The organism is Mycolicibacter sinensis (assembly GCF_001667945.1).
In the GTDB taxonomy this organism is placed as follows: domain Bacteria; phylum Actinomycetota; class Actinomycetes; order Mycobacteriales; family Mycobacteriaceae; genus Mycobacterium; species Mycobacterium sinense_B.
Map to the genome: position 1 here is coordinate 1 of NZ_LZJK01000033.1, position 19792 is coordinate 19792.

Consider the following 19792-nt stretch of genomic DNA (forward strand, 5'->3'; position numbering starts at 1 on the left):
ACCGTGCCGTCGGCGTCGAACGCGATGGGCCGGGCGATCGGAACGCCGGTGCCGTAGAGCTTTTCGGTGACCGCGAATTCACGGCCCACGTCATGGGCCGACGGGGTCAGGCCGCCGAGCGGTGGGCGACGAACGACCCACGCCGACGACTCGTCGCTGACTTTGAAGGTGAGGTTAGACCGGCCCCCGGCGATCAGTTCCACGGTGAGTTCACCGTGAACCGGAACATCGTTGGCGGCGAGGTACTTACGCAGGGCGACCGGATCCAGCGCTTGGCTCGTCACTGCGCGGCGTCCTTACGTGCCCGCCGGGCCGCCCCGACCCGCCGCTTGGCGATGGCCCAGCGGTGCACCTCGGAGGGGCCGTCGTAAACCCGGAACGGCCGTACCTCGCGGGAAAGCCGCGCAGGGGGCAGGTCCTCGGTGACGCCGAGCGCACCGCACATCTGCACGCTGCGGTCGACGATCCGGAAGATCGCCTCGGCGGCGAAAGTCTTGGCGATCGACGTAGCATCGCCGGCGTTGCCGCCCTGGTCCAGCTCCCAACATGCGCGCACCAGCAGCGCTCGAGTGGCCGCGATGTCGATTTCGTTGTCGGCCACCATGTTCTGGATCATGCCCAGGTCGCCGAGCGCCGATCCGAAGGCCTGGCGCTCCACGACGTGCGACAGTGCGGTGTCGTGACCGCGACGTGCGGCGCCGAGCCAGCGCATGACGTGGGTCATGCGTGCAGGCCCGAGGCGTACCTGGGCGTATTCGAAGCCGCGATCCACCTCGCCGAGCACGGCTTCATCGGGAACCCGAACATCGTCGAAGAGCACTTCACAGTGCCCGCCCACCATGGACCGGTCGAGGGTCGGAATGTGTCGGCCGACGGTCAAGCCCGGGGTGTCGGCGGGGACCAGGAACATGGTGGCGCCGCCGCGCTGGCCGGCTTCCCCGGAGGTGCGGGCCATGACGATGAAGAATCCGGCGCCGTCGGCACCGGTGATGTACCACTTGCGGCCGGTGATGTACCAGTCGCCCGAACGGCGTTCGGCCTTGGTCGTCAGCGCGGACGGGTCCGAGCCCGCACCCGGTCCCGGCTCGGTCATCGCGAACGCAGATCGCACGTCACCGGCCGCCAGCGGGGCGAGGTATTGCGCCTTCTGCTCGGGGCTGGCCACCTCGGCCAGCAGGTGGACGTTGCCCTCGTCGGGCGCGGCGATGTTCACCGCGGCCGGACCGAACAGTGAATACCCGGCGGCCTCGAACACCGGCGCCCGGTCGGACATGTTCAATCCCAGACCGCCGTACTCGACGGGAGCGTGCGGCGCGAAGACGCCCGCGTCCCGCGCCGCGGCCTGCAGTTCCCTGATCGTCGTGTCGCCGCCCGCGGCCGTGATATCCCCGCCGAAGCGGTCCTCGACCGGGAGCACGACGTCGTCGATGAACGCCCGGGTGCGTTCGACCAGTGTCGTCACATCCGGCGAGTAGTTCAGCTCGATTGCCATGTCACTCCGTCACCACCGTCAACTGACCGACCGATCACTCGGCCCAAACAGTACGGACTGTGACATACGGCGCCTTTCCAGTCAAAACTTGCCCCGGAAGCCCGGTTTCTGGCAACAATAGTTCAGAATTCCTGAACGTGGAGGTGGGGTGGCAGGGGCAGTCGAGTGCGGCGGTGCGATCCGGGCAGCCCGGCGTGCTCGGGGTCTGACCGTGCGGGAGCTGGCGCAACGCCTGGGGGTGAGCGCGGCAACGGTGAGCGCGCTCGAGAACGGCAAGACCGGAATCTCGGTGACACGCCTGCAGGCGTGCGCCCAGGCGCTGGGGGTGACCCCGGCCCAGCTCCTGGTGGGCACCGTCCCACCACCGGACACCGCCAGAGGCGTTGATACTGCCGGGTTCTCGCCCGGCGACTGGCGAACATTCCCGCCGCTGACGCTGGACAGCGTGCTGCGCGCGGCCATCGATGCGTTCGTCGACACCGGCTATCACGGCAGCACGATGCGAGACCTGGCGGCACGGGCGGGCATGAGCGTTCCGGGTATCTACCACCACTACCCGGACAAGCAGGCACTGCTGGTCGCGATCCTGGACCTGACGATGACCGAGCTGCACTGGCGCGTCGAAGCCGCCCGCACCGGCGCGTCAACCGGCATCGAGGAACTGCGCCGCATCGTCGAGGCGCTGGCACTGTTCCACACGCATCGCCAGAAGCTGGCCTTCATCGGCGCCAGCGAGATGCGCAGCCTGACCGCGGCGAACCGGCAGCGCATTGCCGACTCACGAAACCGGTTGCAGCACATACTCGACGCTGCCATCGACCGCGCATCACGCGACGGCGACATCGAGGGCATCGCCGGTAGCACCGTCGAAGACCGCCGGATAGCCGGCCGCGCCATCGCGACCATGTGCACATCGCTGCCGCAGTGGTTCAACGCCGAGGGACCCGCTACCCCGGAGCACACCGCCCGCGCCTATGCCGAGTTCGCCATAGCCCTGCTCGGCCGGCCCAGGTCGGCGTCCGCGCCCCCGCCACCCGGTGGTTGGGCACAATAGAGACCGTGTCGACGACGTGGCAGTTCTGGATCGACCGGGGCGGCACGTTCACCGACATCGTGGCCCGACGGCCCGATGGGCAACTGGTCACCCACAAGCTTCTCTCGGAGAACCCGGCCCACTACCGCGACGCCGCAGTGGCCGGAATCCGTGCCCTGCTGCAGATTCCCGACGACACGCCCATCCCGGCCGGAATCATCGACGCGGTGCGGATGGGCACGACGGTGGCCACCAATGCCTTGCTGGAGCGCGCCGGGGAACGCACCCTGCTGGTCATCACCCGCGGCTTCGGCAACGCCCTTGCCATCGCCTACCAGAACCGGCCCCGCATCTTCGATCGGCACATCGTGCTGCCCGAGCAGCTCTATGAGCGCACCGTCGAAGTCGACGAACGCATCTGCGCGGACGGCAGCGTCCTGCGCGCACCGGACCTGGACACCCTGGCCGCGGCCCTGCGCGCGGCTCATGCCGACGGCATTCGTGCGCTCGCCGTGGTATGCCTGCACAGCTACCGCAACCCGGCGCACGAACGTGCGATCGGCGCGCTCGCCGAGCAATTGGGCTTCACCCAGATCTCGCTGTCGAGCGATGTCAGCCCGCTGCCGAAGCTGATTCCGCGCGGCGATACCGCGGTCGTCGACGCCTACCTGTCGCCGGTGCTGCGCCGCTACGTCGCGCAGGTGGCCGACCAGCTGCGCGGGGTGCGGCTGATGTTCATGCAGTCCAACGGCGGCCTGGCCGCCGCCCACCACTTCCGCGGCAAGGATGCGATCCTGTCCGGCCCGGCCGGCGGAATCGTCGGCATGGTGCGGATGTCGGCGCTGGCCGGTTTCGACTCGGTGATCGGATTCGACATGGGCGGAACCTCTACCGACGTCTCGCATTACACCGCCGCCGAAGGATACGAGCGGGTGTTGACCACCGAGGTGGCCGGGGTGCGGCTGCGGGCCCCGATGCTGCACATCCACACCGTCGCCGCCGGCGGCGGATCGATCCTGCACTTCGACGGCAGCCGGTACCGGGTCGGACCGGATTCGGCGGGCGCCGATCCGGGACCGGCCTGCTACCGGCGCGGCGGACCGCTGACCGTCACCGACGCCAACGTGATGCTCGGACGCATCCAGCCGGGGCATTTTCCGGCGGTGTTCGGGCCGGCCGGCGACCAGCCGCTGGATACCGTGGCGGTACGGCGGGGCTTCGCCGCGCTGGCCGATGAGATCGGCGGCGATGGCCGCAGCCCCGAACAAGTCGCCGAAGGATTCCTGCGGATCGCGGTGGCGAACATGGCCAACGCGGTGAAGAAGATCTCGGTGGCCAAGGGCCACGACATCACCCGGTATGCGCTCACCACCTTCGGCGGCGCCGGTGGACAACACGCCTGCGCGGTGGCCGACGAACTCGGCATCCGTACCGTGCTGGTGCCGCCGATGGCCGGTGTGTTGTCCGCCCTGGGCATCGGGTTGGCCGACACCACCGTGATCCGGGAGCGCGCGATAGAGACCCCGCTGGACGGCGCCGTCCTGGACGACGTCGCCGACGAGTTGGAACGGCAGGCGCGCGCCGAACTGGCCGACCAGGACGTTCCGGCGAACCGGATACAGGTGATCCGCCGGGCACATCTGCGCTACCAGGGCACCGACACCTCGATCCCGGTCGAACTCGGCGCCGTCGCGCAGATGACGGCAGCGTTCGAAAGCGCCCACCGCGGCATGTACTCCTTCCTGATGGATCGCCCGCTTATCGCCGCGGCAGTCGAGGTGGAGGCCACCGGCCTGACCGAACAACCCGAGCTGACCACCCGAGCGGGCGTCGACAGCGACTGTGCGCCACCGGAAGTCGTCCGGCTCTATACCGGCGGCCGCTGGCGAGACGCACCGCTGCACCGGCGCGAGGCGATCACCCCGGCCGAGGTCCTGACCGGTCCGGCCATCATCGCCGAGGACAACGCCACTACCGTCGTCGACGACGGCTGGCAGGCCCAGCTATCCGACGACGGTCAACTGGTGCTGCAACGGCTGACCACGGCCGCACCGGCCGCTGCCGGCATCGCCGCCGATCCGGTGCTGCTGGAGATCTTCAACAATCTGTTCATGGCGATCGCCGAACAGATGGGCACCCGGCTGGAGGCCACTGCTCAATCGGTGAACATCCGTGAGCGGCTGGACTTCTCCTGCGCGCTGTTCGATGCGGACGGCAACCTGGTCGCCAACGCTCCGCACATCCCGGTGCATCTGGGATCGATGGGCGCAACCGTCAAGGAGGTGATCGCCCGGCGAACCGGGCAGATGCGGCCCGGTCAGGTCTACGCGATCAACGACCCCTACCACGGCGGGACCCACCTGCCGGACATCACCGTCGTCACCCCGGTTTTCGACGACGCCGGCCAGCGGGTGCTGTTCTTTGTCGCCTCACGCGGCCACCACGCCGAAATCGGCGGAACTACACCGGGTTCCATGCCGGCCGACAGCCGGACGCTCGACGAGGAAGGAGTCCTGTTCGACAACTTTCTGCTGGTCGAGGACGGGCAGTTCCGCGAAGAGCAGGCCCGAGCGCTGCTCACCGGAGCACGCTTCGCCTCCCGGAGCCCCGACACCAACCTCGCCGACCTGCGCGCCCAGATCGCCGCCAATCAGAAGGGCATCGATGAGATCCGCGCCATGATCGCCCATTTCGGACTCGATGTGGTGCAGGCCTACATGCGCCACGTCCAGGACAATGCCGAGGAGGCGGTGCGCCGGGTCATCGACTGCCTCGACGACGGCCAGTACCGCTACGAGATGGATTCCGGGGCGACGATCGCGGTGCGGGTGACCGTCGACAAGGCCACCCGCAGCGCCACCATCGACTTCGCCGGAACGTCGGCACAACTGGCGACGAACTTCAACGCGCCGTCGTCGGTGGCCACCGCCGCGGTGCTCTATGTGTTCCGCACACTCGTGCTCGATGACATCCCGATCAACGACGGGTGCCTGCGACCGCTGCACATCAAGATCCCGGCGGCAACGATGCTGGCCCCGCGATATCCGGCCGCAGTGGTGGCCGGCAACGTCGAAACCTCCCAAGCGATCACCGGGGCGCTGCTGGCCGCCCTGCGGGTGCAGGCGGAGGGATCCGGAACGATGAACAACGTCACGTTCGGCAATGCCGGCCACCAGTATTACGAGACGCTCGGTTCCGGGTCCGGCGCCGGTAACGGGTTCGACGGCGCTTGCGTCGTGCAGACCCATATGACCAACTCCCGGCTCACCGACCCCGAAGTGCTCGAGATGCGGTTCCCGGTGCTGTTGCGCGAGTATGCGATCCGGCGCGGCAGCGGCGGGGCGGGCCGCTGGCGCGGCGGCGACGGCGGCGTGCGGCGCATCGAGTTCCGCGAGCCGATGACCGTCAGTGTGCTGTCCGGGCATCGGGCCGTCGCCCCGTACGGCATGGCCGGCGGGTCGCCGGGGGCCATCGGGCACAACCGGGTGGAGCGCGCCGACGGCTCCGTGACCGAACTGGCCGGCTGCGATGCAACCGACGTGGCGCCCGGCGACACCCTGGTGATCGAGACTCCGGGCGGCGGCGGATATGGCAAACCTGCCTGAACGGCGTTAATCTCACGCGATGCGCGACCAATGGAGCCGGCGCGGCTTCTTCGGCCTCTGCGGTACGGCCGGCGCCGCCGCGTGGCTGGCCGCTTGTTCCTCGACCCCGCACGACGACGATGCCGGCGCACCGGGGCCCGTCACCATCTCGCACCTCTTCGGCGAAACCACCGTGCCCGAACCACCCAAGCGGGTGCTGTGTGCGGGCTACACCGGCCAGGATGACCTGCTGGCGCTCGGCGTGGTCCCGATCGCGGTCACCGCCTGGTTCGGCGACCAGCCGTTCGCGGTCTGGCCGTGGGCGCAGCAGCGCCTCGGTGATGCCAAACCCGTGGTGTTGAACTTGGACAACGGGATTGACGTCCAGCAGATCGCCGACCTCAAGCCGGATCTGATCGTCGCGACCAACGCCGGCGTGGACGCCGACACCTATCAGCAGCTCTCGCAGATCGCGCCGACCGTGCCGCAGTCAGGCGGCGACGCATTCTTCGAGCCGTGGAAGGCCCAGGCCACCGCCATCGGCACCGCGGTACATCAGGGCGCCCAGATGCGGTCGCTGATCGACGGCGTCGATGCGAAGTTCGCCGAGGCCGCCGCCGCGCACCCCGGCTTCAAGGGCAAGAAGGTCCTGCTGCTGGCCGGCCGCCTGGAGAACGGTGGCGTGGCTGTCACCACCGGGTGGCGTACCGAGTTCCTGTCCCAGCTGGGGTTCACCGTCGCCGATTCGCCGGCGCTCATCGAGCACGACCGGCTCGGTTCCACGCTCGGCGGCGCCGACGTGCTGATCTGGACCACTGAGAGCGACGACGAACGCCGGGCGCTGCTGGCCGATCCGGACATCGCCGCGCGTGAGTCGCGCAGCGTCTTCACCACCACGGAGCAGGCCGGGGCGATCGCCTTCGCCTCCCCGCTGAGCTACCCGGTGGTGGCCCAGCAACTGCCGCCGCTGCTGGCCAAGATCACCGGCTGAGCGGCGACGGCCGAAGACCGCTGCCACCCCCGCCCAACTCTGCACGTTTGGTAAGGCCCCTCTGGCATAGCCCGCAGAACTGTGGCCTGGATCACTTTGCGCGACTACGGTCGGGGACATGAGCGCGACATTGGATTTCCGGGCAACCGACACGATCCTCGACTACGGCGACTGCGCGCTGCTGTTGCAGTTCGACCGGACCGCCGAGGTGCTGGCATGGACCTCGGCCCTGGCCGCGGCGGCACTGCCGGGGGTGCTCGACATCGTGCCGGCGTCGCATACCGTGCTGGTGAAGCTGGCCGCCCCCGACTTCCAGCCCAGCGTCCGGCGCCGGCTGGCCAAGCTGACCGTCGAACCGGCCGAGATCGAGACCACGGCACGCGACGCTGCCGTCGACGTGGTGATCGACGTGGTCTACGACGGCCCTGACCTCGCCGAGGTGGCCGAACGCACCGGCCTGACCGTCGCCCAGGTGATCAACGCGCACACCGCAACACCCTGGCGAGTCGGATTCGGTGGCTCCACACCCGGTTTCGCCTACCTGATCGGCGGCGACCCGCGACTGCAGGTGCCGCGCCGGGCCGAACTGCGGGATGCCGTTCCGGCCGGTTCGGTGGCGCTCGCCGGGCAATTCAGCGGTATTTACCCGCGCCAGTGGCCGGGCGGCTGGCAGTTGATCGGCCGGACCGACGCCGTGTTGTGGGATCTGGAACGGCCCGACCCGGCGCTGCTCACCCCGGGCCTGACCGTGCAATTCCGGGCCGCGTAACGGAGGCTGACATGACCACGTTGGAGGTACTGCACACCGGTCCGCTGGCCCTGGTCGAGGACCTTGGTCGGGCCGGGTTGGGGCATCTGGGCGTCACCCGGTCCGGGGCCGCCGACCGCCGGTCGCATCAGCTGGCCAACCGTTTGGTGGCCAATCCCGACGACCGGGCCACCATCGAGGTGGCGTTCGGCGGATTCTCCGCGCGGGTCTGCGGCGGCGACGTCGACATCGCGGTCACCGGCGCCGAGACCGACCCAGAAGTCAACGGAGTATCGTTCGGCACCAACAGCATTCAGCGCGTCCACGATGGACAGGTGATCTCGCTGGGCACGCCTCGGTCAGGCCTGCGAACCTATCTGGCGGTGCGCGGGGGTATCGAGGTCACACCCGTGCTGGGGTCACGCAGCTACGACGTGATGGCCGCGATCGGCCCGGCGCCGTTACGCGACGGCGACGTGCTGCAGATCGGCGAACGGACCGGCGACTATCCCGAGATCGACCAGGCGCCGGTGGCCACGATCCCCGACGACGTCGTCGAGCTGCGGGTCACGCCCGGACCGCGCGACGATTGGTTCATCGACCCCGACATCATGGTCCGCACCAACTGGCTGGTCACCAACCACAGTGACCGGGTCGGGATGCGACTGGTCGGCATGCCGCTGGAATACCGGTGGCCGAACCGGCTGCTGCCCGCCGAAGGCGCCGACCGCGGTGCCATCCAGGTTCCGCCGAACGGGTTTCCGATCATCCTCGGCCCGGATCACCCGGTCACCGGGGCCTATCCCGTCGTCGGCGTGGTCGTCGAGGACGATCTCGACACGCTGGGCCAGGTCAGGCCCGGACAGACCGTACGGATGCACTGGTCGCGGCCGCGTCAGCACCCGTCCGATCACTCGACCTGGTAGGTCTGCGGGTGCCTGCCCAGGTCCACACCGCCCGCCTGATCCACACCTCCGATCTGGACGACGAGACCCGTCGCGGCGCCCACCAACTGGTCATCGAGGCCTACGGGGACGCGTTCTCCGAGGCCGATTGGCAGCATGCGCTCGGCGGGATGCACGCCCTGATCTGGCACCGCGGTGCCCTGATCGCCCATGGTTCGGTGATCCGCCGCCACCTGCTCTACCGCGGCCGGTCCCTGCGCTGCGGCTACGTCGAAGCCGTCGCCGTCGCCGAGGACCACCGCGGACGAGGGCTGGCCACCGCGGTGCTCGACGCCTGCGAACAGGTGATCCGGGGCGCCTTCGAGCTCGGGGCGCTCAGTTCGGCCGATATCAGCCGCCGGCTCTACACCGCGCGAGGCTGGCTACCGTGGCGCGGGCCGACGGCGGTGTTGTCACCGACCGGGCTGGTTCGCACCCCGGACGAAGACGGCACGGTGTTCGTGATGCCGGTCGACCTGAACTTGGATACCACCGCCGAGCTGGCCTGCGACTGGCGCGACGGCGACGTCTGGTAGTCCCGGGAGTTTCTCTCGGTCGCGGCCCTCACAGCAAATGCGTACCCTTCACGGGAGCCGGCGGGCAGGCACGCGACGTAGTCTGTCCCGCTGGACACCGACACGGGAGACCCCATGCTGTTTGAGTTCTGGCACAACTTCACCCACAACCTCTTCAAACCACTACTGCTCTTCTTCTACATGGGTTTCCTGATCCCCCTGCTGAAGGTCCAGTTCGAGTTCCCCTACGTGCTGTATCAGGGCTTGACGTTGTACCTGCTGCTGGCCATCGGCTGGCGCGGCGGCGAGGAGCTCGCCACCATCGACGCCTCGAGCCTCGCCCAGGTTCTCGGCTTCATCGTGCTGGGGTTCATCACCAACCTGATCATCGGATTCGTCGCCTATGGGTTGCTGACCCGGATGACGAAGATGCGACGAGTCGACCGCGCCACCGTGGCCGGCTATTACGGGTCGGATTCGGCCGGCACGTTCGCCACCTGCCTGGGTGTGCTGGCGGCGTTGGACATCGCGTTCGATGCCTACATGCCGGTGATGCTGGCCGTCATGGAGATCCCAGGGTGCATGGTGGCGCTGGTGCTGGTGGCGCGGTTACGGGAGCGCGGGATGGATCCGCTGGGCAACATGCCCGACGAGCCCGGGTACAACCCCAAGGCCCGCCCCGAATTGGTCACCGCCGCCCAATTGAGCACTCAGCGCCCCAAGACCCGCCATGAGCTGGAGGTCGAAGAGGAGCTGGAGATCGCGCTGGAGAAGCGTGAACATCCCGAACCGGTCGGCGCAGGCCCGGTGGTGGCCACGGCGACAGCTCCGGTCAGCGCACCGCTGCTGCGTGAAGTTCTGCTCAACCCGGGGCTGTATCTGCTCTTCGGTGGCATCATCATCGGCTTCATCGGCCGCCTGCAGGGCGCCTCGGTGATCGAAGACGGCGACCACGTCTTTGTCACGGCGTTCCAGGGCATGCTGTGCCTGTTCCTGCTCGAGATGGGCATGACGGCGTCCCGCAAACTCAAGGACCTGCGGACCGCGGGCCGTGGATTGATCGCCTTCGGCTTACTGGCCCCGAATCTCTTTGCCGTCACCGGAATTTTCATCATCCACACCTACGCCCAACTCACCGGCACTCACTTCGAGACGGGCAGCTACGTACTGTTCGCCGTGCTCTGCGGCGCGGCGTCGTATATCGCTGTTCCCGCGGTGCAACGCATCGCGATCCCCGAGGCCAGTCCGACGGTACCGCTCGCCGCATCGCTGGGTCTGACGTTCTCCTACAACGTGACGATCGGCATTCCGCTGTACCTGCAGATCACTCAGGCGGTCAACGGCTGGCTACCGGTCGGCTGACTGAGCAGGTGAAATCGGCTGCGCGCACACGCAATAGGTGATGTGGGCCACATCGTGAACCGCTGCTGCCCGGGCACCGTGTACCAGTAGAGCTGCCCTCCAAGGCATTTACAGGTTCTACACCGCAACTTGCCAGTTCAGGCCGGTATGTTCACACGGCGGCCCACCCGTGACGAGGCAGCACGGCGCGACGGTGGCTGGAGAGCACGAGGAGACTTCCATGACGCCCACTCATCTCAGTGAATTCGACCCAGAGGACTGCGCGGCCTGGGAGAACGGCAATAAGGCCGTCGCGCGACGCAACCTCATCTGGTCGACGGCAACCATGCACGTCGCCTTCTCCATCTGGTCGCTGTGGTCGGTCGTGGTGCTCTTCATGCCCGAGTCGGTTTACGGCATCAAACCGGGTGACAAGCTGCTGCTCGCGGCGGTCGCCACCCTGGTCGGTGCGTGTGCGCGGATCCCGTACGTGGCGGCCACCGCCAAATTCGGTGGCCGCGACTGGGCGGTGTCCTCGTCACTGATTTTGCTGATCCCCACCGTCGGGACACTGTTGTTGCTGGTCAACCCCGGTCAGCCGCTATGGATGTACCTGGTGTGTGCTGCCTTGACCGGGCTGGGTGGCGGCAACTACGCGGCCTCGCTGGCCAACGTCGACGCGTTCTACCCGCAACGCCTCAAGGGCGTGGCGCTCGGGCTGTGCGGCGGTATCGGCAACCTCGGGGTGGCGGCCATCCAGCTGGTCGGCTTGCTGGTGCTGGCCACCGTCGGCAACACCAAGCCGGAGCTGGTCTGCGGCGTCTACCTGGTGCTGCTCGCCCTGGTCGGTATCGGCGCGGCGCTGCGGATGGACAACCTCGACCACGGCGCGAAAGAGGTGGGCAGCATCCGATCGATCCTGTCGATCTCCGATAGCTGGGTCATCTCACTGCTGTACTGCGCCGCGTTCGGTTCGTTCATCGGCTTCGCGTTCGCCTTCGCCCAGGTGCTGCACGTCACATTTGAGGAAACCGGGCACAGCCCGGCCGAGGCTTCGCTGTACGCCGCACGAATCGCCTTCCTCGGCCCACTGCTGGGCGCCTTGTCGCGCATCTACGGGGGGCGGGTGGCCGACCGGCGCGGAGGCGGGCGGGTCACCTTCGTCGTCTTCGTCGGAATGATTCTGGGAGCCGCGGTACTGGCCCTGACCAGCACCATCGACGACCGCACCCCCGGTACGGTGACCTCCACCAGCGTGGTGCTCTACATCACCGGATTCATCGCGCTATTCATCCTGGCGGGCATGGGCAACGGTTCGGTGTTGAAGATGATCCCGTCGATCTTCGAGGCCCGGAGCCGGTCGCTTGACTGCAGCGAGGCTGAGCGCCGGCACTGGGCGCGTTCGCATTCCGGCGCGTTGATCGGGTTCGCCACCGCCGTCGGCGCGCTCGGTGGCGTCGCCATCAACCTGACCTTGCGGCAGGCGTATGCCAGCACCGGCACCGAGACGCCCGCCTTCTGGATCTTCCTCATGACGTATTGCGCCGCAGCGGCATTGACGTGGGTGATGTACGTGCGCCGGCCACCGCGGATGCCGGCGGGTGCCAGCCCGCGGTCGCCGCGGGACACCGAATCGGTGCCGGTGTGACCGGAATCGCTGCCGGGCAACCGATTGGAAATCGGTCGGTAACACCAACGAAATCGGCTGCCGCTAAACCTTATACATGAGCACCGTTCAGGCGGCCGGTCACCTCATCACGATTGAGGATGGTCGGGTCTTCGTGGACGGATTGGTCAAGCCGGTTCCACCTGCCGCTCTGGCCACGCTGCGCGTGTTGGCGCACCGTCCGGGCAGCGTCGTACCACGGGACACGTTGCTGCGAGCACTGCCGGGACGGGACAACAGCGCACACTCGGTGGACACTGCGGTGCTCCGGCTACGAACGGCATTGGGCGACAGTCAGATCGTCGCCACCGTGGTCAAGCGGGGGTACCGGCTCGCGGTCGACGACCAGTCGGGGGCCGCATGATCCCCATCATGGTGGCGCACGGCACCCGCCGGCCCGAGGGCGTTGTCATGGTCGGTGAACTCGCCGAGCGGGTCGGCGCGCTGCTGCGGCAGCCGGTGCGGGTGGCGTTCGTCGACGTGCTGGGCCCCAACCCCGCAGAGGTTCTTGCCGCCGAAGCCGGAAGCGGGCGCCCGGCAGTCATCGTGCCGGCCTTTCTGGCCCGCGGTTACCACGTCGGCGTCGACGTACCCACGCACGTCCTGGCCAGCGGGCACCCGGATGTCACGATGACGCCGGCCCTGGGACCGGACCGGCGCGTAGCTGCCGTGGTCGCCGCGCGACTGGCCGAATCGGGCTGGCGCACCGGCGACTCGGTGATCCTCGCGGCCGCCGGTTCATCGGACCCGATGGCGCGCGCCGACCTGGACCTGGCCGCGCAGATGCTGTCCGGGTTTCTCGGCACCCCGGTAGAGCTGGCGTTCGCCGCCACCGGCAGGCCCTCGGTACCCGACGCGGTGGCCGCCCTGCGCAGCCGGGGCGCGAACCGGGTGGTGATCGCCTCTTATCTGATGGCCGACGGGCTGTTTCAGCGCCGTCTGCATGACGCCGGTGCGGATCTGGTGACCGCACCACTGGGCACTCACCCTGGCCTCGCCCGGATCGTCGCCGACCGGTTCATCACCGCACTGACGCGGCTGCCGTTGCGGTCAGGGCTTTTTGGCGACCATCAGTAGCAGCGTCGCGCCTCACACCCAACCCGCTGGACCGTGAGGAGAAGTTCACGGGAGGGACACCGGGTGCAGTCTTCCGGTAACGAAAGATTTCTACGGTTTCCACATGCCTCGTTCACACCTCATCACCGATTGGGATCCCGAAGACACCGTGGCCTGGGCGGCCGGTAACAACAAGATCGCCCGGCGCAACCTGATCTGGTCGACCATCGCCGAACACATCGGCTTTTCGATCTGGTCAATCTGGTCGGTGATGGTGCTGTTCATGCCCGAATCGGTGTATGGCTTCAGCAGCGGTGACAAATTCCTCCTCGCGGCCACCGCTACCCTGGCCGGCGGCGGGCTGCGCATCCCGTACTCGATGGCGACCGCGACCTTTGGCGGCCGGAACTGGACGATCTTCTCTGCGCTGGTCCTGTTGATCCCAACGGTGGCGATAATGGGTCTGTTGGCCCACCCGGGTTTACCGCTGTGGCCATATCTGGTGTGCGCGGCGCTGACCGGTCTCGGTGGGGGCAATTTCGCCGCGTCGATGACCAACGTCAACGCTTTCTACCCGAACCGGCTCAAGGGCTGGGCGCTGGCGGTCAACGCCGGCGGAGGCAATCTCGGGGTGCCACTGATTCAGCTGGTCGGGTTGGCGGTGCTGGCAACCGCGGGCAATCGCCAGCCGTACTGGGTGTGCGCGATCTACCTGGTGCTCCTCGCAGTCACCGGGATCGGCGCAGCGCTGTTCATGGACAACCTCGACAATCACAAGGTCGACCTGAGCGCGATGCGCTCGATTCTTCCCGCGGTCGACACCTGGATCATCGCGCTGCTTTACATCGGTACATTCGGGTCGTTCATCGGGTACTCGTTCGCGTTCGGGCAGGTGCTTCAGATCAGTTTCGTGGGCAGTGGTCAAAGCCCCGCACAGGCCTCGTTGCACGCTGCTGAAATCGCCTTTCTAGGGCCACTATTGGGGTCGGTGGCGCGTATCGCCGGCGGCCGGATCGCCGACCGCATCGGCGGTGGCCGGGTCACCCTGGCCGCTTTTGGCGGGATGTTCGCAGCCGCGGGGCTGCTCGTCGCTGTCAGCGTCTTCGACGATCATCGCAGCGGCCCCACGACCAGCGCCACCATGGTGGGCTATGCCATCGGCTTCGTCGCATTGTTCATCGTCTCGGGGATCGGCAACGGTTCGGTGTACAAGATGATCCCGTCGGTGTTCGAGGCCCGTAGCCACAACCTCGGCCTCAGCGAGAGCGACCGCCGGCAGTGGTCACGGGCCATGTCGGGGGCGCTGATCGGTTTCGCCGGTGCCATCGGCGCTTTCGGCGGGGTGGGGATCAATCTGGCGCTGCGCCAGTCATATCTGTCCAGCGGCTCGGCGACGGCGGCATTCTGGATCTTCTTGGCGGGCTACGTCGGCGCTGCAGGGGTAACCTGGCTGAGGTATGTGCGCAGCCCGCTGCTGACCGCACAACCGGCCCAGGCCGCCTTGGCTCCGGCATAAGGCAGCCACCACCGCAACGGGGATGCTCATGAGCCGGCCAGACCACGCACCGCTGAGCGGCTATCGGGTTGCGGTGACGTCGGCGCGCCGCGCTGACGAACTCTGCACCCTGCTGCGACGTCATGGCGCCACCGTCTGTGCCGCACCGGCGATCGCGATGATCGACTTGACCGACGACATCCAACTGCAGCGCTGCACTGAGGAATTGATCGCCTACCCGCCCGACATCCTGATTGCGACGACGGCCATCGGCTTCCGCGGCTGGATCGCGGCCGCCGAGGGGTGGGGGCTCGCCGACGAGCTGATCGCGGCGTTGCGAGCCGCTCGCATCGTGGCCCGCGGGCCGAAAGCGGTCGGCGCATTGCGCGCAGCCGGGCTGCCCGAGGAGTGGTCGCCGGAATCCGAATCGTCGGCCGCGGTGCTCGACTATCTGGTGCAATCCGGTGTCACCGGCTGCCGGATAGCGGTCCAGTTGCACGGCACCACCAGCGGCTGGGACCCGGTTCCTGAGCTGCTCGACCAACTCCGTTGTGCGGGTGCCGATGTGCTGCCCATCCGGGTCTACCGGTGGCGCGCGGCCCGCCCGGGCGGCGAGTTCGACCAGCTGACCACCGAGATCGCTCAAGGACAATTCGATGCGGTCAGCTTCACCTCGGCCGCCGCCGTATTGGCGACGCTGACCCGCGCCACCGAACTCGGCCTCTCCGACGCGCTGCTCGCGGCATTGCGGTCGGACGTGCACGCGATGTGCGTTGGCCCGGTGACCGCCCGGCCGCTGACACTACTGGGAGTGCCCACCTCCTCGCCACGGCGAATGCGGCTGGGGGCGTTGGCTCGCCATATCGTGGACCAGCTGCCCCAGTTGCGCACCCACACCGTGTACGCCGCCGGCCACCGGATCGAGATCCGCAGCAGTTGCGTGGTTGTCGACGGGGTGGCCAAGTCGGTCTCACCCGCCGCGATGGCAACCCTGCGGGTGCTGGCAGAGCATCCCGGCCGAGTCGTGTCACGCGATGACCTGCTGGAGGCACTGCCGGGCAACGGGAGTAACACTCATGCGGTGGAAACCGCGGTGCTGCGCCTGCGATCCGCCTTGGGCGACAAGAACATTGTCGCCACCGTGGTGAAGCGTGGTTACCGGCTGGCAGTCGACCAGCCCGGCAACCCGGCCTAGGCCCGGTTGGCCTAGGCGACGGCCCGAACGGCGCTGACTCGGCCGATCTGCACGTAGCCGTCCACGATCCGGGTCGGGTACACCCGCACCGAGACGCGGGGGTCGTCCAGGCAGCTGCCGTCGTCGAAGGCGAACGCCTGCTTCTTCAGCGGCGAGATGACCGACATCCGGCCACCACGGTCGCCGACGATCCCCCGCGACAGCACCGCAGCGTGGAAGAACGGGTCGACATTGCACACCGCGTGCACCGAGCCGTCGTCGAGCCGGAAGAGCGCGGCCTGCTTGCCGTTGTCGAGCAGCACACCGACACCGAGGCCCGGGATCAGCTGGTCGTACCGGCAGGCGGTGGTCCATGCCTCAATGTTGTTGGCGGTGATCATGATTCCTCCTCAACACGCAGTACCGGGATGGGCAACGGGATCTTTCGGCCGTCGCGTTCGGTGAATGCGACGGTGGGGTCTTCGGCGTCGGGGGCGTTGACGAACGACACGAAGCGCGCCAGCTTCTCCGGATCGTCCAGCACGCCTTTCCATTCGTCGGTGTAGTTGTCCACGTGGCGAGCCATCGCGGCTTCGAACTCCGCGGCCAGCCCGAGGGAGTCCTCGCACACCACCTCGCGGACATGGTCGAGTCCGCCTTCAAGGGACTCGATCCACGGTGCCGTGCGCTGCAGCCGATCGGCAGTGCGGATGTAGAACATCAGGAACCGGTCGATGTAGCGGAACACGGTCTCGGTGTCGAGGTCACTGGCCAGCAGCTGAGCATGCTTGGGGCTCATGCCGCCGTTGCCTCCGACATAGAGATTCCAGCCGATCTCGGTGGCGATCACGCCGACGTCCTTGGCGCGCGCTTCGGCACACTCCCGGGCACAGCCCGACACGCCCATCTTGATCTTGTGCGGGGCGCGCAGGCCCCGGTAGCGCAGCTCCAGGTCGACGGCCATCTTCACCGAGTCCTGCTGTCCATAGCGGCACCAGTCACTGCCGACGCAGCTCTTCACGGTGCGCAGCGACTTGCCGTATGCCTGACCGGATTCCATGCCGGCATCGACCAACTTGCGCCAGATGTCGGGCAGCTGATCGACCCGAGCGCCGAACATGTCGATGCGCTGGCCACCGGTGATCTTGGTGTATAGCCCGAACTCCTGGGCGATCTGGCCGATCAGGATCAGGTGTTCGGGCTTGATCTCACCGCCGGGGACCCGCGGCACCACCGAGTAGCTGCCGTTGCGCTGAATGTTGGCCAGGAAGTGGTCATTGGAGTCCTGCAGCGCGGCCTGCTCGCCGTCCAAGATGTGCTCGGATCCCGTCGACGCCAGGATCGAGGCGACGGTGGGTTTGCAGATGTCGCAGCCGTGCCCGGTGCCGAACCGCTCCAGCAGCGCAGAGAACGTGCGGATCCCGGTGACCTGGATGATCTCGAACAGTTCGGCACGCGACTGCGCGAAGTGCTCGCACAGCGCCTTGGACTGCTCCACGCCTTCGGCGACCAGCAACTCTTTGAGCAACGGGATGCAGGAGCCGCACGACGTCCCGGCCTTGGTGCAGTCCTTCAGGGCCTGCACGTCGTGGCAGCCGTCGGCGATGGCATCGCAGAGCTGCGCCTTGGTGACGTTGTTGCAGGAGCAGATCTGCGCCGCCCCGGGCAGCGCGCTGATCCCCAACGCGGTCTTGCCGCCACCAGAGCCGGCCGGGGCGATCAGGTCCAGCGGATCGCCGGGCAGCTCGGCACCGACCATCGGGCGCAACACGCCGTAGGAGGACGCGTCGCCGACGAGGATCCCGCCGAGCAGGGTCTTGGCGTCATCGGAGAGCACCAGCTTGGCGTAGGTCCGCTTCACCGGGTCATTGACCACCACCGACAGCGAGTTCTCGCTGGCCCCCATCGCATCGCCGAAGCTGGCCACGTCGACGCCGAGCAGCTTGAGTTTGGTCGACATGTCGGCCTCACCGAACTCGGCGGCTCCCTCCAGCAGCCGGTCGGCGACCACCTCGGCGCTGGTGTAGCCGGGCCCGACCAGGCCGTAGCAGACACCTTCGATGGCGGCCACCTCGCCGATCGCATACACGTGGGGATCGCTGGTGCGGCATGACAGATCGGTCAGGACACCACCGCGTTCGGCGATCGCCAGGCCGGCCTCGCGAGCCAGCTCGTCACGTGGACGCACCCCGGCGGCGAAGATCACCAGCCCGGTCTCGATCGCGGTTCCGTCGGAGAGCCGCACCCGCAGGGTGGGCGAGCCGTATTGGTGGGTGAGCTGCTCGATCGACTCGGTGCCCACGCCCACGTGTACCGCGATACCCAGGTCGGAAATCATCCGGCCCAGCAGCACGCCGCCGGCATCGTCAAGCTGTTGCGGCATCAACCGCGGCGCCATCTCGACGATGTGGGGCTGAATCCCGGACCCGCGCAGCGCATTCGCGGCTTCCAGGCCGAGCAGCCCGCCGCCGATCACCACTCCGGTACGGACATGTCCGGCTTCCAACATGCACTCGATGTCGGCCCGGATGCCGTCCAGATCGTCCAGTGTGCGGTAGACATGGCACCCCGGCAGGTCATGGCCCGGAACCGGGGGGACGAACGCCCGAGACCCAGTGGCCAGCACCAGCCTGTCGTAGCCGTAGCGCTGCCCATCCGCCGCAGTCACCGACTTGCCGGCCAAGTCGAGGCCGGTGACCCGGGTACGCAGCATCAGTCGTACATGGTCGTCGTCGGCGTAGTCGTTGCCCGGAAGCGCCAGCCGGGAACGGTCCCACCCGTCGGTGTAGGAGGTCAGCCCGACTCGGTCGTAGGCGGGGTCGGACTCCTCGGCGAGCACCGTGATTCGCCAGCGTCCGCTGTCGGACCTGCTACGCAGCGCCTCCACGAAGCGGTGGCCCACCATGCCGTGGCCGACTACGACCAGTTCCCGGACGCGGTCGCCGGCGCGGGGGGTCTCAATCGGGGCCATGCGAATGACGGTAGAAACGCGATATTGCAGGAATATCGCCATGCGTTACAAGCATGTGACAGTGTGCTCACGCGCCTGTGAGGCCGTTCACCAGCAGGTCAGGGCTGTGTGGTTGTTCACCATCGGCGAACGCGGAACTTTAGCGGGGTCGACTCAAGTTCTACCCAGTGACGGGCCGGCGCCCGACCGGCACGCAGCAATCAACTCGAGGAGACATCGATGAGCACCCTGACCCTGTGGCAACACCCGTTCGACACCGACCGGTGGGTACGCGACTTCTTCGGCCCCGCCACCGCGAGCGCCTGGCGGACCCCGGCGAGCGGCTTCTTCCCCGCCGCCGAGATCACCAAGGACGGCGATGACGCGGTGGTCCGCCTGGAGCTCCCCGGCATCGACGTGGACAAGGACGTGACCGTCGAACTCGACGGCGGGCGCCTGGTAGTCCATGGCGAACGTCGCGACGAGTACGCCGGCACCGATCCGGCCGACGCCAAGCGCACGCTGCGCGAGGTGCGGTACGGCTCCTTCCGCCGCTCGTTCGCGGTCCCGGCACACATCACCGGTGACGCCATCACGGCGTCCTATGACGCCGGCGTGCTGACCGTCCGGGTGGCAGGCGTCTACGCCGGCACCGAGCCGCGACGGATCGCCATCACGAAGTAAGCCGAACCGGCGTAGCGGCCCCGAAAGGCCCGGAAAACCCCCGCACACAGTGTGTGTGGGGGTTTTCCATGCGCCGAACACGCCACCGACGCAACGTGATCTGTCTCACGTTCCGTTCT

The 19792-nt window shown here is 67.8% G+C and carries 16 protein-coding genes and 1 pseudogene; 13 read left to right on the plus strand and 4 right to left on the minus strand.

Translation table 11 applies throughout. The features are described from left to right. Together A5694_RS03395 and A5694_RS03400 are read right to left on the minus strand one after the other, a co-directional pair. Positions 1 to 284 (minus strand): phosphotransferase (locus A5694_RS03395; protein ID WP_165605182.1); only part of this gene is annotated, 284 nt, incomplete at its 3' end. Next, complete coding sequence (locus A5694_RS03400; RefSeq protein ID WP_064920443.1) at positions 281 to 1492, minus strand: acyl-CoA dehydrogenase family protein; 1212 nt, start codon at positions 1490 to 1492, stop codon at positions 281 to 283. The genes A5694_RS03400 and A5694_RS03395, both read right to left, overlap by 4 nt. A gap of 148 nt (positions 1493 to 1640) precedes the next feature. Between A5694_RS03400 and A5694_RS03405 the strand changes: the two genes are divergently transcribed. The 12 genes and pseudogenes from A5694_RS03405 (at position 1641) to A5694_RS03460 (ending at position 16060) form a co-directional block, all read left to right on the plus strand. Next, entirely contained in the window at positions 1641 to 2546 is a 906-nt protein-coding gene (locus A5694_RS03405; RefSeq protein WP_082952483.1) for a helix-turn-helix domain-containing protein, read from the plus strand. A 5-nt stretch (positions 2547 to 2551) separates the two neighbouring features. Beyond that, complete coding sequence (locus A5694_RS03410; RefSeq protein WP_109535578.1) at positions 2552 to 6130, plus strand: hydantoinase B/oxoprolinase family protein; 3579 nt, start codon at positions 2552 to 2554, stop codon at positions 6128 to 6130. Positions 6131 to 6149: 19 nt separating this feature from the next. Next, a complete protein-coding gene (locus tag A5694_RS03415) occupies positions 6150 to 7100 on the plus strand; it encodes an ABC transporter substrate-binding protein (RefSeq protein ID WP_064920444.1) in 951 nt (316 codons plus the stop codon). 118 nt (positions 7101 to 7218) lie between these two features. Beyond that, positions 7219 to 7869 carry a 5-oxoprolinase subunit B family protein gene (locus A5694_RS03420; protein ID WP_064920445.1) on the plus strand — a complete coding sequence of 217 codons (651 nt, stop codon included), beginning with the start codon at positions 7219 to 7221 and terminating at the stop codon, positions 7867 to 7869. 11 nt (positions 7870 to 7880) lie between these two features. Beyond that, positions 7881 to 8774, plus strand: a complete 894-nt coding sequence (locus A5694_RS03425; RefSeq protein ID WP_064920446.1) for a 5-oxoprolinase/urea amidolyase family protein — start codon at positions 7881 to 7883, stop codon at positions 8772 to 8774. An 8-nt stretch (positions 8775 to 8782) separates the two neighbouring features. Continuing rightward, positions 8783 to 9328: a GNAT family N-acetyltransferase gene (locus A5694_RS03430; RefSeq protein WP_064920447.1), complete on the plus strand. Its 546-nt coding sequence runs from the start codon at positions 8783 to 8785 to the stop codon at positions 9326 to 9328. A gap of 114 nt (positions 9329 to 9442) precedes the next feature. Then, a complete protein-coding gene (locus tag A5694_RS03435; protein ID WP_064920448.1) occupies positions 9443 to 10669 on the plus strand; it encodes a sodium-dependent bicarbonate transport family permease in 1227 nt (408 codons plus the stop codon). A 220-nt stretch (positions 10670 to 10889) separates the two neighbouring features. Continuing rightward, positions 10890 to 12296: an MFS transporter gene (locus tag A5694_RS03440; protein WP_064920449.1), complete on the plus strand. Its 1407-nt coding sequence runs from the start codon at positions 10890 to 10892 to the stop codon at positions 12294 to 12296. A gap of 82 nt (positions 12297 to 12378) precedes the next feature. Beyond that, positions 12379 to 12678, plus strand: a pseudogene (locus A5694_RS03445) (winged helix-turn-helix domain-containing protein); the annotation flags it as partial. Then, on the plus strand, positions 12675 to 13391 hold the full coding sequence (locus tag A5694_RS03450) for a sirohydrochlorin chelatase (RefSeq protein ID WP_064920451.1): 717 nt from the start codon (positions 12675 to 12677) through the stop codon (positions 13389 to 13391). The pseudogene A5694_RS03445 and the gene A5694_RS03450, both read left to right, overlap by 4 nt. A gap of 103 nt (positions 13392 to 13494) precedes the next feature. Then, positions 13495 to 14886: a nitrate/nitrite transporter gene (locus A5694_RS03455; RefSeq protein WP_064920452.1), complete on the plus strand. Its 1392-nt coding sequence runs from the start codon at positions 13495 to 13497 to the stop codon at positions 14884 to 14886. A 28-nt stretch (positions 14887 to 14914) separates the two neighbouring features. Continuing rightward, a complete protein-coding gene (locus A5694_RS03460) occupies positions 14915 to 16060 on the plus strand; it encodes a uroporphyrinogen-III synthase (RefSeq protein ID WP_064920464.1) in 1146 nt (381 codons plus the stop codon). A gap of 11 nt (positions 16061 to 16071) precedes the next feature. Here the strand turns inward: A5694_RS03460 and nirD are convergent, their stop codons facing one another. Next, the gene (nirD, locus tag A5694_RS03465) at positions 16072 to 16440 is read right to left on the minus strand and encodes a nitrite reductase small subunit NirD (protein WP_064920453.1); all 369 of its coding nucleotides are present in this window, start codon (positions 16438 to 16440) and stop codon (positions 16072 to 16074) included. Further along, complete coding sequence (gene nirB / locus A5694_RS03470) at positions 16437 to 19010, minus strand: nitrite reductase large subunit NirB (protein ID WP_082952484.1); 2574 nt, start codon at positions 19008 to 19010, stop codon at positions 16437 to 16439. Before nirB ends, nirD begins: the two co-directional genes overlap by 4 nt. 219 nt (positions 19011 to 19229) lie before the next feature. Here nirB and A5694_RS03475 point away from each other — a divergent pair, with 219 nt between their 5' ends. Beyond that, positions 19230 to 19673, plus strand: a complete 444-nt coding sequence (locus A5694_RS03475; protein ID WP_064920454.1) for an Hsp20/alpha crystallin family protein — start codon at positions 19230 to 19232, stop codon at positions 19671 to 19673. Positions 19674 to 19792 lie beyond the last annotated feature (119 nt).

Coding starts and splice junctions, on each gene's coding strand:
- nirB (WP_082952484.1), bottom strand. CDS start 19,010: ATGGCCCCGATTGAGACCCCCCGCGCCGGCGACCGCGTCCGGGAACTG.
- A5694_RS03425 (WP_064920446.1), top strand. CDS start 7,881: ATGACCACGTTGGAGGTACTGCACACCGGTCCGCTGGCCCTGGTCGAG.
- A5694_RS03400 (WP_064920443.1), bottom strand. CDS start 1,492: ATGGCAATCGAGCTGAACTACTCGCCGGATGTGACGACACTGGTCGAA.
- A5694_RS03415 (WP_064920444.1), top strand. CDS start 6,150: ATGCGCGACCAATGGAGCCGGCGCGGCTTCTTCGGCCTCTGCGGTACG.
- A5694_RS03420 (WP_064920445.1), top strand. CDS start 7,219: ATGAGCGCGACATTGGATTTCCGGGCAACCGACACGATCCTCGACTAC.
- A5694_RS03435 (WP_064920448.1), top strand. CDS start 9,443: ATGCTGTTTGAGTTCTGGCACAACTTCACCCACAACCTCTTCAAACCA.
- A5694_RS03475 (WP_064920454.1), top strand. CDS start 19,230: ATGAGCACCCTGACCCTGTGGCAACACCCGTTCGACACCGACCGGTGG.
- A5694_RS03440 (WP_064920449.1), top strand. CDS start 10,890: ATGACGCCCACTCATCTCAGTGAATTCGACCCAGAGGACTGCGCGGCC.
- nirD (WP_064920453.1), bottom strand. CDS start 16,440: ATGATCACCGCCAACAACATTGAGGCATGGACCACCGCCTGCCGGTAC.
- A5694_RS03460 (WP_064920464.1), top strand. CDS start 14,915: ATGAGCCGGCCAGACCACGCACCGCTGAGCGGCTATCGGGTTGCGGTG.
- A5694_RS03450 (WP_064920451.1), top strand. CDS start 12,675: ATGATCCCCATCATGGTGGCGCACGGCACCCGCCGGCCCGAGGGCGTT.
- A5694_RS03455 (WP_064920452.1), top strand. CDS start 13,495: ATGCCTCGTTCACACCTCATCACCGATTGGGATCCCGAAGACACCGTG.